The 18,236-nt window shown below is 39.0% G+C and carries 11 protein-coding genes and 1 riboswitch; of the genes, 4 read left to right on the top strand and 7 right to left on the bottom strand.

Annotated features, from left to right (window positions below):
- Positions 1 to 174 precede the first annotated feature (174 nt).
- The 4 genes from ACJV2T_RS05250 to uvrA all read right to left on the bottom strand — a co-directional run bounded on the left by ACJV2T_RS05250 (position 175) and on the right by uvrA (position 7,663).
- On the bottom strand, positions 175 to 765 hold the full coding sequence (locus ACJV2T_RS05250; RefSeq protein ID WP_415682963.1) for a hypothetical protein: 591 nt from the start codon (positions 763 to 765) through the stop codon (positions 175 to 177).
- A 365-nt stretch (positions 766 to 1,130) separates the two neighbouring features.
- Complete coding sequence (locus ACJV2T_RS05245) at positions 1,131 to 2,261, bottom strand: GuaB3 family IMP dehydrogenase-related protein (RefSeq protein WP_004108887.1); 1,131 nt, start codon at positions 2,259 to 2,261, stop codon at positions 1,131 to 1,133.
- Positions 2,262 to 2,328: 67 nt separating this feature from the next.
- Positions 2,329 to 4,671 carry an excinuclease ABC subunit UvrC gene (uvrC, locus tag ACJV2T_RS05240; RefSeq protein WP_419399350.1) on the bottom strand — a complete coding sequence of 781 codons (2,343 nt, stop codon included), beginning with the start codon at positions 4,669 to 4,671 and terminating at the stop codon, positions 2,329 to 2,331.
- Positions 4,672 to 4,771: 100 nt separating this feature from the next.
- On the bottom strand, positions 4,772 to 7,663 hold the full coding sequence (gene uvrA, locus ACJV2T_RS05235; RefSeq protein ID WP_419399354.1) for an excinuclease ABC subunit UvrA: 2,892 nt from the start codon (positions 7,661 to 7,663) through the stop codon (positions 4,772 to 4,774).
- A 284-nt stretch (positions 7,664 to 7,947) separates the two neighbouring features.
- Between uvrA and ACJV2T_RS05230 the strand changes: the two genes are divergently transcribed.
- Together ACJV2T_RS05230 and ACJV2T_RS05225 are read left to right on the top strand one after the other, a co-directional pair.
- Positions 7,948 to 9,549, top strand: a complete 1,602-nt coding sequence (locus ACJV2T_RS05230) for an ABC-F family ATP-binding cassette domain-containing protein (RefSeq protein WP_419399353.1) — start codon at positions 7,948 to 7,950, stop codon at positions 9,547 to 9,549.
- A gap of 46 nt (positions 9,550 to 9,595) precedes the next feature.
- Entirely contained in the window at positions 9,596 to 11,812 is a 2,217-nt protein-coding gene (locus ACJV2T_RS05225; RefSeq protein ID WP_419399349.1) for a beta-carotene 15,15'-monooxygenase, read from the top strand.
- A gap of 19 nt (positions 11,813 to 11,831) precedes the next feature.
- Here the strand turns inward: ACJV2T_RS05225 and ACJV2T_RS05220 are convergent, their stop codons facing one another.
- From ACJV2T_RS05220 to ACJV2T_RS05210, 3 genes are all read right to left on the bottom strand, one after another.
- Positions 11,832 to 13,019: a pyridoxal phosphate-dependent aminotransferase gene (locus ACJV2T_RS05220; RefSeq protein ID WP_419399348.1), complete on the bottom strand. Its 1,188-nt coding sequence runs from the start codon at positions 13,017 to 13,019 to the stop codon at positions 11,832 to 11,834.
- Between the two features lie 93 nt (positions 13,020 to 13,112).
- Entirely contained in the window at positions 13,113 to 13,886 is a 774-nt protein-coding gene (gene ppgK, locus ACJV2T_RS05215) for a polyphosphate--glucose phosphotransferase (protein ID WP_415682959.1), read from the bottom strand.
- A 93-nt stretch (positions 13,887 to 13,979) separates the two neighbouring features.
- The gene (locus tag ACJV2T_RS05210) at positions 13,980 to 15,014 is read right to left on the bottom strand and encodes a glycosyltransferase (RefSeq protein ID WP_415686832.1); all 1,035 of its coding nucleotides are present in this window, start codon (positions 15,012 to 15,014) and stop codon (positions 13,980 to 13,982) included.
- Positions 15,015 to 15,086: 72 nt separating this feature from the next.
- Positions 15,087 to 15,233: riboswitch (FMN riboswitch) on the top strand.
- 6 nt (positions 15,234 to 15,239) lie between these two features.
- Between ACJV2T_RS05210 and ACJV2T_RS05205 the strand changes: the two genes are divergently transcribed.
- A complete protein-coding gene (locus ACJV2T_RS05205) occupies positions 15,240 to 15,809 on the top strand; it encodes an ECF transporter S component (protein WP_415682957.1) in 570 nt (189 codons plus the stop codon).
- 47 nt (positions 15,810 to 15,856) lie between these two features.
- Positions 15,857 to 18,205, top strand: coding sequence for an energy-coupling factor transporter ATPase (locus ACJV2T_RS05200; protein ID WP_419399352.1), 2,349 nt, complete (start codon positions 15,857 to 15,859; stop codon positions 18,203 to 18,205).
- Positions 18,206 to 18,236: the final 31 nt, after the last annotated feature.

The raw sequence follows: 18,236 nt of genomic DNA, 5'->3' as shown, positions 1-18,236 counted from the left end.
TCGTACAAGTTAGAATATTTAATCTTTAAAAAACAAATCCCCTTATTGCTAAAATTGTTAGAAAATCAACAAATCAAGCAATAAGGGGTTCATATTTTTTGAATATATATATATAAGTCTTCAAACGCATTATCATAGATGTCTTATTTCAGCTACCTATTATAAGCGACGATTTTATCCTAGATCCGCATATGTGCAAATCCAACGATTATTTTTCAATTGCAAAGATAGCGACGCCCAGTATTTCACAGGTCCTGCACAAATGCGCACAACACCTTCAAAATGATTCGGGCTGACTAACATTCCATTAAACAAACTAGGAACTGCAGGAAAACTACGCACAGCAGAGCGAGTTTCCGAATCGTTATTATCAGTGAAATACTCATCCATCAGTTTCCACATGTTAGTTAATTTAGTAATACAACTTTTTGTTAAAAGCTGCGACATTGCTGGGGAAATAGGCCTACCTCTAGAAATATCTGCAGCTATGCAAGCAATTTGACAAGTTTTTAAAGCTAAATTAACAAAAGCCTGCTCATCTCTACTGTCGAAATAGCACATTCCAACATGGTATTTCAAGCATTCACGAGAAAAGCCAACACTAACTTCACCCTCATATACAGGCAATCCAATACGAGATCTACAGAAAACATTTGGAGGATCCTCGTCATTGTTTTTCTTTGCCTTTGAAGACTTATCTTTCAGCTCATCATCACTGTAGTCGTTATCATCCATGCCATAGGCATCAGCAAAATCTATCTTCATATTTCTCTCCCGCTTTAACAATTATTTAAAACTGTTGTTATTTAAAACTTGTTAAGCTTATATTCCTACAAACTAAACGAGTTTAGATAAAAGCTTACAACGTAATTTTTCTCTAACTGCGTAATTAATAAAAATGTGGATAAATTACAAAATATTCGTCGTTTTTATTGAAAATAAACGATTTTATGCGTGTTGAATTATACACATTACGGTTTAAAAGAATAACAAATATAGCTAAAAATCATATTTATGCATAAATCAATAGAATATTCATATAGATATAACAATTTTGAAAACAAAAATGGCGGTTCAGAGCAAATTACTGAACCGCCATATTTTATGCAATAAGCATCATACTTATAACACTAACGAATATCCTGATGGAATGGATTAAATACTACGCTGCAACGCTGGAAGCTCTTAACATCAACATAACCTGTAGAAGCCATTGTTCTGCGCAATGCACCAACAAAGTTTGTAGTACCATCTGCTTCATGACTTGGGCCGAAAAGAATATTCTCTAGCGGAGCCACAGTGCCAACATTTGAGCGCATGCCACGAGGAAGTGACGAATGACGAGCCTCAGCACCCCAATGAGTGCCATGACCAGGAGCCTCAGTTGCGCGAGCTAATGGAGTACCAAGCATAACTGCGTCAGCTCCAACTGCAAGAGCCTTAATAAAGCTGCCGGAATTACCCATTCCGCCATCAGCAATAATTTGCACGTAACGACCGCCAGATTCATCCATATAATCCCTACGAGCTTCAGCAACATCCGCAATCGCAGTAGCCATAGGTGCTTGCACACCTAAAGTATTCATGGTTGCAGATACTGCTCCGCCACCAAATCCGACTAAAATACCTGCAGCTCCAGTTCTCATCAAATGAAGAGCAGAAGTATAATCCGCGCAGCCTCCAACAATAACAGGAACATCGAGATCGTAAATAAACTTCTTTAAATCAAGAGGCTCATGATCCTTAGAAACATGTTCAGCAGATACTGCTGTTCCGCGAATCACAAATAAATCAACACCAGCTTCTAGCACAGTGTTATACAATTCTTGCGTGCGTTGTGGAGAAAGAGCTCCTGCTACTGTCACTCCAGCATCTCTGATTGTATGCAAACGTTTTGCAATCAATTCTGGTTTGATTGGCTCAGTATAAATCTCCTGAATGCGGCGGGTTGCAATATTTGACGGCAACTCAGCTATTTCTTTTAACAAAGGTTCTGGATTCTCATATCGAGTCCATAAACCTTCTAGATCAAGAACTCCAAGACCGCCCATTTGACCAATTGCAATCGCAGTATCCGGGCTAGTAACCGAATCCATTGGAGCAGCAATAATTGGGATATCAAACGTGTAAGCATCTACTTGCCATGAAGTAGATACAGCTTGAGGATCACGCGAACGGCGCGAAGGAACAATAGCAATATCGTCAAGCGAATATGCAACTCGGGCTTTTTTGCCCAAACCAATTTCAATTTCCTGAGACATACTTCTTAGGCTAGTGCCTTATGCTGACGAGTTGCGACTCATAGTAAGACTCATAGTAATTCAAAAGCTACTTATCATTATTTTTACGCAAAGCATTGTATATAGCTTTTGCTTTATTCTCGCCAATTCCAGGTACTCTTTGCAAATCTTCTAATGAAGCATTTTTCAAAGATTTTATTGAACCAAAAGATGTAAGCAAACGCTTGCGATACACTGCTCCAATTCCAGGAATAGCATCAAAAGTAGAATGCAATGAACCTTTTCTTCGCAATTTACGATGATACGAAATAGCAAAACGATGAGACTCATCTCTAGCGCGCTGCAATAAATACAATCCTTCTGAGCTTCTCTTAAAAATGATTGGATAATCTTCGTCAGGAAGCCACACTTCTTCAAGTTTCTTAGCTAAACCACAAACAGTAATATCACTTACGCCAGCATCTTTCATAGCTCTTTTAGCAGCTTTTGCTTGTTCTTTTCCTCCATCGACAATAATTAATTGAGGCTTATAAGCAAAATGCCGCGCATTAGTCAACGAATTACCTGAAAAATGCTTATTAGAAACACTGTTGGAATCACAAATATTAATGTCAGATAAGTCAGATGAGCCAGATGTATCTGATGAATCCGATGTATCAAGCTTATCTTCTTCATAAACATCTTTATGCTTAAACCTTCGCAATAATGTTTCATAAACAGCACTTAAATCATCTGTTTTACCATCACCGTGTTCACCTCGAACCGCAAAATGACGGTACTCACTAGGACGAGCAACACCATCTTCAAAAACAACCATAGAAGCAACTTGATAACTGCCATCAACTGTATTTGAGATATCATAACATTCAATTCGCAAAGGAGATTTACTCATTCCAAGCGCTTTTGCTATTTCATTCATAGCTTCTGTTCTCATATCTATACTGTTAATACGGCTAGATTTTATGCGTTTCAATTCCTGACTAGCATTATCGTTTGCACGATCCATAAGAGCACGTTTTTCTCCGCGCTCTGCAACTCTAATACTTACTTGAGAACCACGAATATTGCTAAGCCACAATTCAAGCTCTTGCTTACGTTCTTCAGAAATTTTAATTGGAACTATAATCTCACGAGGAACAGGCGAAATAGGAGCAAGTAAATCTTCACGACCTGTTCTCCCTTGACGTTCACGACGAGTTTTAGTAGCTTGCGCTCGCAATATTACATCAGTTGCAGTAGCTTGTTGCGTAGAGCTAACAGCGTCGCGAACTTTCTTAATGCTAATAGTATCTTCATGGTTTTGTGTGTAATTTTGCTCATATTCTGCGTATACGCGAGTTAATAAATCAGCTATAAGATCACTGTCACTAATATGCTCATTTCGTTCTACTGACCAATTTTTCTCTCCACGAATCATTCCAGCTCTGACAAAAAATACATGAATTGACGCTTCAAGCTCATCTCCGCAGAATCCAAAAACATCTGCTTCTACATCATTGTCAAACACAACTGCATTTTGTTGCAAAATAGTGTTCAAAACAGCAATTTCGTCACGCAATTTAGCTGCACGCTCAAATTCTAGCTCTTCACTTGCTTCTTTCATCTCGTTCTTAATTTGTGAAATATAAGACTCTCCAATACTGCCTGTAAGTATGCCAACTACATGCTCTACCATCTTGCGATGTTCGATAGGATCTATGTTTCCTATACAAGGAGCTGAACATTTACCAATAGAAGCAAATAGGCAAGGCCTACCAGTCCTATGAGCTTTGTTAAAAACAGAGGATGAGCATGTGCGAATAGGAAAAGTTTTAAGTAAAGAATCTAAACTATGACGAAGAGGCCACACTTTTGCATACGGACCAAAATATCTAGCATGACGTGCACTACGATTTCTAGTAATCCATACTCTTGGAAAAGTTTCTTCTAGCGAAACTGCAACATAAGGATATGTTTTATCGTCACGAAAAACTACATTAAACCTTGGATTAAAAGCTTTAATCCAAGTATATTCAAGTGTAAGAGCCTCAAATTCAGTGCTTACAACAGTCCATTCCAAACTGCGAGCTGTAAGAACCATAGATTGAGTTCTAGGATGAAGTTGGTAAAGAGGTTGAAAATAATTCGCTAAACGATTGCGTAAATTTTTTGCTTTTCCAACGTAAATAACTCGCCCCTCGCCATCACGCCACTTGTATACTCCAGGTTGCGCTGGAATATCACGAGAAGCTGGACGGAATAAATCACGTGTATCACCAAGCAATGGCGCTCCTAATGCATTTACTTTTTCATTGTCAAATGATGAATCTTTCGAAAACTGTTCATCTATCATTTCTTGCGTTTTACGCCATTTTTCACTATCTCTCATCTTATTTTCTTCTTGCAAATCATATGCTTTATAAGAATTTTTATTAAGATCATTATCTTTCATTTTCACCTCCTTTCCTAAACAAAATTTATGCAACTATTCATAAGATTTGTCGAGTAAATTTCTAAGTTCGCAAATTACAAATCGGTAACTTTTTGGACACTCAATGTAACATTTGCTTAAGGAACTTACCTGTCCAACTCTCGTCATTACGCGCTACGCTTTCAGGACTACCTTCCGCAACTAATGTTCCGCCTTTATCTCCTCCTTCTGGACCTAAATCAATAATCCAATCTGCAGATTTGACAACATCAAGATTATGTTCAATTACAATAACACTGTTGCCTTTATCTACAAGAGATTGTAAAACTGCTAGAAGTTTCCTAACATCTTCAAAATGTAGTCCAGTAGTAGGTTCATCGAGAATATAAACTGTTTTACCAGTAGATCTTCTCTGTAGCTCTGTAGCAAGCTTTACTCGTTGAGACTCACCGCCAGAAAGTGTTGTTGCGCTTTGACCAAGACGAATATAGCCCAAGCCAACTTTTACTAAAGTATCTAAATATCGAGAAATAGAAGGATATGCTTTGAAAAATATTGCAGCTTCACAAATAGGCATATTAAGAACATCTGCAACAGACTTTCCGTTATATGTAACTTCCAAAGTTTCACGGTTATAACGTTTACCATGACAAACTTCACATTCTACGTATACGTCAGGCAAAAAGTTCATTTCTATTTTTAAAGTACCGTCACCATGGCATGCTTCACATCTGCCTCCTTTAACATTAAACGAGAAGCGACCAGGACCATAGCCACGAACTTTTGCTTCTGGAGTCTGAGCAAACAATGAACGTATTTTATCCCAAACACCAGTGTAAGTTGCTGGATTAGAACGAGGAGTTCTTCCTATAGGATTTTGGTCAACATGCACTACTTTGTCACAAAGCTCAATACCATCAATACGTTTGTGTTTTCCTGGCACAATTCGAGCACCATTTAGTTTGTCTGCAAGAACTGGATACAAAATTGAGTTTATAAGTGTTGATTTACCAGATCCAGATACACCAGTTATGCATGTAAATACTCCCAAAGGTATGCTTACATCAATATTTTTTAAATTATGCTCATGGGCATTAATTATATGAAGCATACGATTTTCATCTACACTACGACGTTGTTTTGGCACATCTATTGAGCGTCTGTGAGCAATATAATCTCCAGTAATTGAACGCTGAGCTTTAATAATTCCATCAGACGGACCTGAATATACTACTTCTCCTCCATGCTCTCCAGCTTCTGGACCAATATCAACAAGCCAATCAGACTGGCGAACAGTATCTTCATCATGCTCGACAACAATAAGCGTATTACCGAGATTTCGAAGATGATGCAATGTTGCAATCAAACGCTCATTATCTCTTTGATGCAATCCAATAGACGGCTCATCAAGCACGTACATAACACCAACTAAACCTGATCCAATTTGAGTAGCTAAACGAATACGTTGAGCCTCTCCACCAGACAAAGTTTTTGCAGCCCTGGAAAGAGTAAGATAGCTTAAACCTACATCGTTCAAAAAACCAAGTCGAGCACGAATCTCTTTTAATATTTCTGTTGCAATTACTGCTTGAGAACCATCCAAATGCAAAGCATTTACCCATGCTAGACTTCGCTCTACTGGCATATCGCAAACTTCAGCTATGGAAGTATTAGATACTGTAACAGCAAGAACTTCTGGACGTAAACGCTTTCCATTGCATTTTTGGCATGGAACTTCACGCATATACGACTCATAATATTGACGCATTTGATCAGAATCAGTTTCGTCATGTTTGCGCATAAGCGTACGAACTACACCTTCAAAGCCAGTAGAATATTCACGCTGACGCCCCCACCTATTTGTGTAGGAAACTTGAACTGTGAAATCATGACCATACATGATGTCATGTTTAACGTCTTCCGCTAGATCCTTCCACGGAGTATTCATATCAAAATGCAAATCTTTAGCAAGTCCTGAAAGTATGTGCTGATAATACATTCCAGCTGACTTATTCATTGCCCACGGCTCAATCGCTCCCTGCGCAAGAGATTTGTCTGGATCCGGGATAACAAGTTCAGGATCAATTTCGAGATTGTATCCAATGCCAGAACATTCCGAGCAAGCACCATAAGGAGCATTGAATGAAAATGTTCTAGGCTCGATCTCATCAAGCTCTAATTGATGATTGTTTGGACATGCACGATGTTCCGAAAATGATTTACGACGCGTTTGTGAGTCTTCTGGTTCGTCAACAAAATCAGCAATTACTACTCCTTTAGATAGTTTTAATGCTGTTTCAATCGAATCAGTTAATCGAACACGAATGCCATCTTTAATAACTAAACGGTCTACTACTACTTCAATTGTATGTTTCTTCTGTTTAGTAAGAGTAATATCTTCAGAAAGCTCATGCATTTGCCCGTCAATAATCGCACGAGCATAGCCATCTGAGCGTAAAAGCTCAAGCGTATCTTTAAATTCTCCTTTACGCCCACGAACTACTGGAGCAAGAATTTGCAATCTTGTACGTTCTGGCATAGCAAGCAATGAATCTGTCATTTGCTGAGGAGTTTGAGAACTTACTATTTGACCGCATTCAGGACAATGAGGAACACCAATCCTAGCAAACAATAATCGCAAATAATCATATATTTCTGTAATAGTTCCAACAGTAGAACGAGGATTGCGATTCGTAGTTTTTTGATCAATAGAAACAGCAGGACTTAAGCCCTCAATAAAATCAACATCAGGCTTATCCATACGTCCTAAAAATTGGCGAGCATAAGCACTAAGCGACTCAACATAGCGTCGCTGACCTTCTGCAAAAAGCGTATCAAACGCAAGCGAGGACTTACCAGATCCAGAAAGACCAGTAAAAACAACCATACGATTCCTAGGAATCGACAAACTTACATTTTTTAGATTGTGCTCTCTAGCACCCTGGATAGTTATTTTCCATTCAGAAGGAATACTAGATAAATCAGCTATAAAAGTACCGTTGTTAGCGCGCATAGGAGCATTATCAAGCAATTCTTGCAACGAGTCGTTTTGTTCATTCGCACGTTCTGACACAATTACCTCCACACTTCCCCATAATCACTTGAATATTCCCAACCAATACCCAATTTTATTACTAACAAGAAAATTATAGAACAAGTGTTCGAAAAAGTAAAGTATTTGAATATCAACCACATGCTGTATTCGTTACCAGTAAGCAGTATAATAGTGAGTTTGGTTATGACTTTTATAAGTAATAAATAATAGCAGCCTAAATTTTGGGGAACGGAACAGACATTATGCCTATTGACGCACAAGCTTTAACCATTCAGATTGGTGCGCGAACGCTGTTAAATCCTACCGATTTTCACGTCACAAAGGGAGATAAGATCGGTTTAGTCGGCAGAAACGGCGCAGGCAAAACTACGCTTACTCGCGTTATTACAGGAGACATGCTGCCAGCAGGAGGCTTGGTTAGAGTTAGTGGAGGTTTAGGCTACTTACCTCAAGACACACACGCAGCAGACCCAGAACAAAGCGTTATAGATCGCATTATGAGCGCTCGAGATATTGCTTCTATCGTTTCACGTATTCGCAAAGCGGAAAAAGAAATGACAGATCCAGATCCAGACATAATGACTAAAGCTATGAACCGCTACGACAAAGCAATGCAAGATTTTGAAAAAGCAGGCGGTTATTCAGTGCAATCTGAAGCAATATCTATGGCAACAAGCTTGGGACTTCCACAAGAAGTTATGCAACAAGCTTTAGGCACACTTTCAGGTGGTCAACGTCGTCGCATAGAACTTGCTAGAATTCTGTTTTCTGATGCAGACACATTAATTCTCGATGAGCCTACAAACCACTTAGACGCAGACTCAATAATATGGCTTCGCAATTATCTTAAACGATTTGAAGGTGGATTCCTAGTAATTTCTCACTCCACAGAATTACTAGACGAAGTAGTAAACAAAGTATGGCATTTAGACGCGCAACTTGCAAAAATAGACATGTACTCAATGGGTTGGAAAGCATACTTGCATCAGCGCGTAGTAGACGAAGAAAGACGTCGTCGCGAACGAGAAGTTGCAGAAAAGAAAGCTGAACGCCTTATGAAACAAGGCATTCGCTTGCACGCAAAAGCTACAAAAGCAGTTGCTGCTCAAAACATGATGCGAAGAGCTGAACGCTTATTAAGCGAAACAAGTGAAGCTCAAAAACAAGAAAAAATTGCAGATATTCGTTTTCCAGAACCAGCTGCATGCGGAAAAACTCCTATTATGGCAAAAGATATTTCCAAAGCGTATGGCTCTAATATTGTTTTCGCTGGAATTAATCTTGCTATAGACAAAGGTTCACGCGTTGTCATTCTAGGCTATAACGGTGCTGGAAAAACAACAACATTACGAATTTTGGCAGGAGAAGAAACAGCAGATACTGGTGAAGTTCAATACGGACACGGATGCAAAATCGGTTATTTTGCGCAGGAACACGATACATTAGACTTGGATTCTACAGTTTTGGAAAACCTTCAGCACGTTGCACCAAACCTGGATGACACGCAAGCACGTTCTATGCTTGGCAGCTTCCTGTTTTCCGGCGACGACGCAATGAAGCCTGCCAGAGTGCTTTCAGGTGGCGAAAAAACACGTCTAGCACTTGCAACACTAGTAACTTCCAAAGCCAATGTGCTACTGCTGGACGAACCTACTAACAACTTGGACCCAGCATCTAGAGATGAAATACTTAAAGCTATTGCAAAGTATGAGGGAGCAATTGTTCTTGTTACACACGATGAGGGTGCAGTTCAAGCATTACAACCTGAGCGAGTGCTACTCATGCCTGATGGCGACGAAGATTTGTGGAATGACGAATATCTCGATTTAGTTGCCGAAGAGTAAAATATTGAACTGAATTACTTGAATTGTGCAATAGAATGGTTAAGCAGTGATTTCAACGTACGCGTCTAAGACTTTGCCAAATACGGCGAATAGTAGCAGCAGCCGTATAAGCAATCAAATTGACAATCATTGCATAAAACGTGCGCTACATTTTTTGCGAATACCATTCATCGTAATAATTCTTATAACCTTATTTGAATGTTCTATTGGAAATCTGCCATTTTGGAGCAGCGTTACAGGAAGCACAGATAGTATTTCTGCGCACAACGATATAGGTTCTGGAATTAGACGCTTAAATTCCGGCGGCATTCTTATAACGGATCCTTCAGAAGCATATTTAGAAGTAACATCCGACGGAAGTTCGCCTTATATTCGCTTAGAGCCTGCGATTATTAAAAAGAAAAGCAAAAATAATAATCTTATTTCAAACATCAATGTTTTAGTTGAAGCAAACAAATACTTAAGCAAACCTCAAAGCACAAACACTGCTTCTTTAAACCCATCTTTGCTTAAACTTCCAAAACAAGCAGTAGGAAAATCTTGCATTGTTAGAGTGTGGCTGCAACATCCAATAGGATCAATATTAAATATTGAAGACTCAAGAGCAAACGTTCGAGTGCCTTTTAGGTGGTCATGGGGTCGCGTATTAATACTTGCTATTTTTGCATTTCTTGTTACGCTTTGGAATCCTTGGTCCAAGCTTTGGAAAATTAAACTTAACACTCATAGTCTTATTCAACGTTGCTGCTTTGCTGCTTCTCTTCTTCCATTTATTGCTGTTGGTTTGATAACTATTTTTTGGAATTTACGAAACGCAACTCCTATGCATTTTTACACAAATGGTAACTATGCATATGATTTTGATCAATATGCTCACACTGCAGACGCATTGTTAAAAGGTCAAGTGCATTTAAATCTTCCTGTTCCTAATGAATTAGAACACTTGCAAAATCCTTACGATCCTACGGCTAGAAATAATTTGTTAAACCACTCAGTACAACATATGTACTGGGATTACGCATACTACAAAGGTCACTGGTATTCCTACTTTGGAGTGCTTCCTGCAGTATTGCTATTTTTGCCTTATCGCATTATTTCAAGACTATGGACTCCTGAAGGCTCTATGCTTCCAACAACAGTAGCTACGATAATATTCTTAATTGGTTTTCTTATCGCAGGCTCCCTATTGGTTATTCGAATTATTGAGCAGACTTCAAAAAAAGTATCTTTAGGAACGACATCTATTGTTCTTGCTTTATTCTTCATTACTTCAAATACAGTGTATTTGTGGTTTAGAACGTCATTTTATTCCGTACCTATGGCAGCCTCACTTTTCTTCACATCTCTTGGATTGTGGTGCTACCTAGGTTTTAATAGAACGCACTCTTTGCTAAATATTGTTTTAGGTTCTTTCTTTATTGCATTAAATTTAGGATGCAGACCTACTTTTTCCATAGCTGTTCTTTTTGCACTTCCTGCAATTTATTCACATATAGAAAAAGATTTACCAAATATTTTGCGCAACTGGAAACAAGTTTCTTCATGGATTAAGCCTTTTAAATATTTTGTAGCTTGGATACTACCATGCGTAATTACTGCAGTTCCATTTGGCATTTATAATCTTTTGCGCTTTGGCTCACTGTTAAATTTTGGCAATGAGTATCAAATAACTATTACTGACATGACGACTATGCGCTTGCCAGCACAAAATATTTTGCCGTCTATTTTTAGCTATATTGCGCTACCTTTGCGTTTTATTCCAACTTTTCCTTGGATTGGTATTCAACCTATTGCATTTGACCGTTGGCAATATGCAGAGCCTATGATTGGCGGAATGTTTACACTTTCACCATTGGCATTAGTTGGCATAATATGCGTATTTATTATGAAAAAACGCTGCCGCACGCATATTGCTTGGCGCACAAGCGTAACAGCTATAATAGTTGGGCTTGTTCTTATTGTTTTTGACAGCTTAAAAGCTGGTATCGGATGGAGATATATTGCTGATTTTGCGTGGGCTTTTGCTATAGCTGCCGCAATTGGCATTAGCTTGCTTTTAGAATATGCGTCCACTTTGCAATCAGAAAATTCTTTACATAAAAAAACTATTGCTTACACAATACGCTTACTTGTAGCAATATTGCTATTTGCTTCTATTGCTATTGCTGTACTCAGTTGGTTTGTTACAGGACGTGAAGACAGCACGCTTCGTTTTAATCCAAACTTATGGTTTGCGTTTAGAAGTTGGATGACACTGTTTTAAATAATTATTTATATAATTACTATTCTTCTAACAATGCATCTACAGTTCGAAGAAGCGCATGTAATCCGCTACTAAACTGCTGCGGCTCTGGCAATAATGACAACGCTAAATACCCATTAACTGGCATATCGAAATAATATCCAGGTTGAGAAACTAGATTATAATCTTTCATCAATCTCAAAGATAATACATCATCGTCAATGCAAGATGGCACACGCAATAAAATATTCCATCCGCCTTCTGCACGCAACGCGCTAACACAGCATTTAGGCGTGGATGCCAACGTTTCTCGAAGCGTATGCAGATTATTAATAACACGATTTCGTACAATAGCGCTTTGAGAAGATGTATATTGCAATAATTCTGGTATTCGCTCAGAAACAGTATTACCAATAGGCAAAAAATCATCCGCTATAACGTCAAGCCTTTTTTGTGCTTCATAAACATCATCTTTAGGACCTGAAACTTCAATCCAACCAACTTTTGCGTGAGGAGCAGCAAGCATTTTGGAGAATCCATCAAGCGCAAAAACTAAAGTAGAAGATTCTCCAGCAAGACGAGCATTTCCAGCAAAAGGTTCAAGCGAATATTCATAAAATACTTCGTCTGCAATAATCGCAACACCATTATCACGGCATAATTGCAATAGTATTTCACGTTCTTCAGGCTTAACATATGAGCCTGTAGGATTATTTGGATTAATAAGCACAAGAGCTTTAATACGCAAAGACGCATCTTCTAAAAGTTCTCTAACACGCGCAATATCAATAGTCCAAGAACCATCATAGTGCAAAGGATACGGTATTGCATTCACGCATTGCAAGCGCGCAATAGACTCTATAAGAGGATATCCAGGAGTTGGTCCCATAACGGCATCCCCTGCATCGCATAAAAGCATCATAAGCCATGCGTAAGCTTGAGAAGTTGAAGAAAGCACATAAAGCTGATCTGGATTAAGCTTTGATGGAACAGACTTTTCAGTGCGGTTATCTCGCTTATTGATGAAGTTTGAAAGAATATCGCGAATTTCCTTAGGACCTCTAGGGTCTGCTGTGTAACGTCCGCTTAAACATTTAGGAGCTAAGCCGTGAGACGTTGGATTGGAATCGTTTAATTTAGTAAGCTTTACGCCATTAAAAATAGCTTTTCGCTGAGCTAAAATAATAGGATTTGGCTCACTCACATCTACTCTAGAAGAAAATCGCACGAAACTACCCTAACACTTGGCATAACAAAAGCTGGGCTGCAGCATAAACTGCTCACCCAGCTCAATAGAAACAAATAATATTTAGTTATTTTTTTAGTTTTGCTGCACTTTTTGCATTGCATAGTAGGCTGCACCAATAATTCCAGCCTCATTATGCAATGTTGCAACAACAATAGGAGTTTTAATATCGATATGCGGCAAGAACTTTTCGCTTACGCGGCTAACGCCACCACCTACAACAAACAAATCTGGGTTGAAATACTTTTCCATCAAGCCGTAGTACTTAGTCAAACGCTTGGCCCACTTCTTATAGCCCATATCCAACTTTTCACGAACAGAAGAAGCAGCGTACTTCTCAGCATCGCCCTTACCTTTTTCAAGCTGAATATGACCAAGCTCAGTGTTTGGAATAAGCACACCGTTGTAAATCAAAGCAGTGCCAATACCAGTGCCAAGAGTAGTAGCAATAACCAAGCCATCCTTGTCTTTTGCTGCACCAAAACGCTGCTCAGCTAAACCAGCAGCATCAGCATCGTTAACTACAGTTACAGGACGACCACAAGCCTCGCTAAAGACTTCAGTAACATCAACACCAATCCAAGACTGATCAAGATTTGCCATAAAATCGAGCTTCTTACCAGGCTTAATTGGAGCAGGGAACGCAATTCCAACAGGAACATCTGCAGGCACTTCAAAATGTTCAAGCTGCTGACGAACAATATCTGCAACTGCTTGAGGCGTAGAAACCGCAGGAGTGAGAATTTTGTATCGAGGTTCTGCGAACTCTCCCTTTTCCAAATTTACTGGAGCAGCCTTAATACCGGAGCCACCAATATCGACGCCAAATGCTTGTGCAGTGTCAATCATTTCACTAACACTCCCCTCTGAATGTGTGCTGTATGGACAATTACCAGTATTCTATCGTATATCTGATACGACACGCTTACTGTTTACTAACTTCTACTTCAACGAAGGCATAGGTTTCCAGTCTTGATCGTGCAAAATTTTTCGAGAATCAATCCAGCCGGTAAACAATTTACCAATGCCCGAAATAATATGCTCACGATCTACAGCAATCAAGCGAATAATCTCTTTAGCAGCTGTTAAAGCAGTTCCAAGCGCAAACATAAACGGACGAAAATCGCCATGAACCATAAAGTAGCGAGCCATAAAGCCTCTATTTCGCATAATATGATAACGATTCATGTCCGATGTTGAATTTAGCTGACGCACTCCTGCAATATCCCAATTAGGAATATCACGAGTGCGACGAAGAATAATATCCGGAACAACAATAGGGTTCGTAACTTTACTCGCAAGATACCCGTAAGTAGTATCATCCCAGTAAATAAAGTAGCGCGAATCCGGGAAGCCGATTTTTTCAACTATATCTCGACGAATCAAGCCACCCTCAAAACACATCGTATTCATAACTTTGTATCCAGCTGCGCCGAAAGCAGCAGGAGCAATAGGATTTGGAATACCAAGAGGAACCAAAAAATCGTACTGCCAATAGAATTTACCACCGTCATAATCTAAACGACTTCCTTGAACAACAGCGTGACGCTTAGTCCAAGGAGCAAGACGCTCAATAGATTCAGGCACTGTTTCAACATCGTCATCCATAACCCAGAACCACTTAGCTCCAAGTTCGTAAGCTTTTTTAACACCAGCACTAAAGCCGCCAGCACCACCAAGATTTTCATTTTGCGGAGCATACACAACATGAAGTTCATTGCCTTCACAATCTTTTTGAGCTTTACCCCAACGATTAGTTAAAGAAGCTTCAAGACGAGCAACCATTTCGCCAGTTTTGTCACTGCACTCATTGTCAACAACGACAATACGCCAAGGGCATTCTTTTAAACATTCAAACGAATGGAATAAATTCTCCAAAAGCTCTTGACGCTTATAAGTGACAACAACAATAGCTAATTTATCAATGCTAGTTGCGTTATTAGTACTAATTTTTTTTGATGCACTCGTATTGCTCATACTTGTATTCTCGCACCTACCCTCGCCACACAATTATTACAACAATGTTCTTAGCATGAGATACAAAAGAATAGTTAGTTTCAGGGAAGGTGAAAATCCTTACTGGCGGTAACAAAATACGTGTTTCATGCGTTTTTGAAGCCCGCGAGCGGCCTACAAGCTGCTGATTCGGTTAAATTCCGAAGCCAACGGTTACAGTCCGGATGAAAGAAACGGAGACCCATCATGGGCATTTCTAATACAAATAATCACCAAACTTATGCAAAGAACTCTAACTGGTCTAGTGAAAAAATCGCAAAATACGCTCTATTCGTGGCACTTTCAATGGCTGTAAGTTTCATAGAATTTCCACTTATTCCAGACTTGTCGTATTTAAAATATGATCCTTCAGGAATAGTATGCCTAGTTGCAGGATTCGCATATGGTCCTGCAGCTGCAGCAATAGTAAGCATACTAGGTTTCGCACCGCACTTATTTACCAATCCACTAGGCACAGTTATGGCAGTGCTAGTATCTTTAGGAGCTAGCGTCACAGCGGCATTAATTTACAAAAAAATGCATACCAGAAAAGGCGCAATAATCGGACTTTTGGCAGGATCAATTATTGCTATCGCTCTTGCAATAGTTGGAAATCTTGTTATTACACCACTTTATGCGCACATATCTATTGCACAAGTCGCATCTCTTATTATTCCAGCATTACTGCCGTTTAATATTATTAAACTTGCGCTTCACGTTGTAGTAACTATGCTTATTTACAAACCAATTTCCAATCTGCTACACGAAAATAAATAATAATTCTAAGCGGCATAGTTATGCATAATATCAGCACAAGTAGTAGCATGAACGAAGCTAAAAAGCACATGATTGAAAACAATGCGCAAGTAGTGTTGCGAAATATTTGCTTTAGCTACGATGATGGAAAAACTTGGACGCTTAATAATTTAAGTCTTACAATTAACGCTGGCGAGCGCGTGGCAATTGTAGGATTAAACGGTTCTGGTAAGTCAACCTTGGCAAAAATTATTGCAGGTTTAACGGCACCAGATAGCGGTTACGCTACATTGTGCGGCGAAAAAGTTTTTGAAAATACTACTGCTTGTGCTGAATCATATAAAAATGCGCGAAAATATATTGGCGCACTTTTCCAAAGTCCTGAAGATCAGATTATTACAACAATTACTGAAGAAGATGTTGCTTTTGGACTAGAAAATTTGCAATTCCCTCAAAAAGCAATGTATAAGCGTATAAGTGAAGCTTTAAAAACTGTTCATATGGAAGATAAGCGTTACGCTGACCCTAGCACTATGAGCGGCGGACAGCAGCAACGAGTAGCTTTAGCAAGTGCTATTGCTATGAATTCTAAACTGCTTGTTCTTGACGAACCTACTTCTATGCTCGACTCGTTCGCACGCAAAGACGTTGATGCTTTATTCGATAATTTGCACAAAAATGGCACTACTATCGTTCAAATTACACACAATTTTGAGGAATGCAAACGCGCAAATCGCATACTTTTACTAGAAAATGGCATCCTGAAAGAAGTAAGCTTTAATGGTTTAAAAACTTACTTTTCTAATATTAAGTTGACGAATAATCATTTAACTAAAATTAGCGAAAGCAAAAACTTAACAGATAGTAGATGCAAAGAAAATGAGTCAGATATCGCTGTAGAAATTTCCGGACTAACTGTTAAATATGATAAAACTTCACCAGCCATTATTGACGATTATTCACTAACTGTTAAAAGCGGCGAAACAGTTGCAATAATGGGCGAAAACGGCTGCGGTAAATCAACTCTTGCTAAAACAATGTGTGGATTACTAAAAGCCAATTCAGGAAACATAACAGTGCATGGCATATCTGTTAGAGGTAAAACATCTAAAATAATACGACAAAAACTACATCAAACAATTGGCTACGTTATGCAACTGCCAGAACAACAGCTTTTTGCTGATACAGTACGAAATGATGTTGCTTATGGGCCAAAAAATTTTGGGCTGAAAGGCAGTGCTCTTAAAGAACGTGTGGATGAAACCCTACGCTTATTGAACCTTGAGAATTTGGCTGAAAAATCACCTTTTGCACTTTCTGGAGGTCAGCAGCGTCTTGTTGCAATAGCTGGCGTTTTAGCTTGCAAGCCACGCGTGCTAGTACTGGATGAGCCAACAGCAGGATTAGATTTTGAAGCTGCGTTGCGTATTCGAGAAATTCTTGGAATGCTACACAATCAAGGCGTAACCATAATACTTATTACGCATAATCTTCAAGAAGCAGAAGATTTAGGCGCAAGATTAGTAACATTAAAAGCAAGCAATAAAGCAAATAATAAAGAATGCGACACAGAAAGCAACACAGAAAGCAACACAGCAAAAAATACTGAAAATAACAAAAACAAAGAAAGTTCCGCAAAAGCAAAAACAACTTCGCTACTTAAATCTTTTGACCCACGCGCAACGCTTCTATCATGCTTTATTCTTATGCTAAGTGCTTTTAGTATTACTAACTACATACAGTTAGCTATTCTTGCTTTTGTAACATTTACTCTAACTGTTGCTGCAAAAATACCATTCGTTAAGCTTATTTCTTCGCTGCACATGATTATTGCAGTATTTGTTTTCTCGGGATTACTTAACATTCTGGCAGTGCGAACCGGCACAGTGCTAGCAAATATTGCAACTATTCCTATTACAACTGACGGAATTAATTACGCAATACTTTTTGCAACGCGATTCTCGCTTGTTATTATCATTGGAGCAGTTCTAGTACTAACAATGAGTCAAACAACGCTTAGCGAATCTTGCACACGATTACTATCACCACTTAGGCATATTGGAATACCAACGCAAGAAATAGCACTTATTATGAGCCTAGCGCTACGGTTCTTGCCAACACTTAGCGCAGAAGCGCACTCTGTGGCACTAGCGCAAATCGCTCGCGGAAGTAGCATTCGAGATGGTTCTTTTAAACAACGAGTACACGCTATAACAGCTTTAATAGTGCCAGGTTTTGCAGGAGTAATTCGCCATGCTGACACTCTTGCGCTCGCATTAGATGCACGCTGCTACACACCTGGAGCTGAAAGAACTCACTTGCACTCATGGAAAATGAGTATAAAAGATGTGCTGCTATTAGTAGTTACTCTTTGCGTTGTAAGCGCGATTATTGTGTGCAAAATGCTACCTTTGTAATAAAAATTTTGAAATATTTCACACTTTTGCA

Source organism: Gardnerella phocaeensis, from assembly GCF_048545075.1.
Classification (GTDB): domain Bacteria; phylum Actinomycetota; class Actinomycetes; order Actinomycetales; family Bifidobacteriaceae; genus Bifidobacterium; species Bifidobacterium vaginale_J.
Note: the sequence above shows the minus strand (reverse complement) of the source record. Positions and strands in the feature narration are given on the sequence as shown.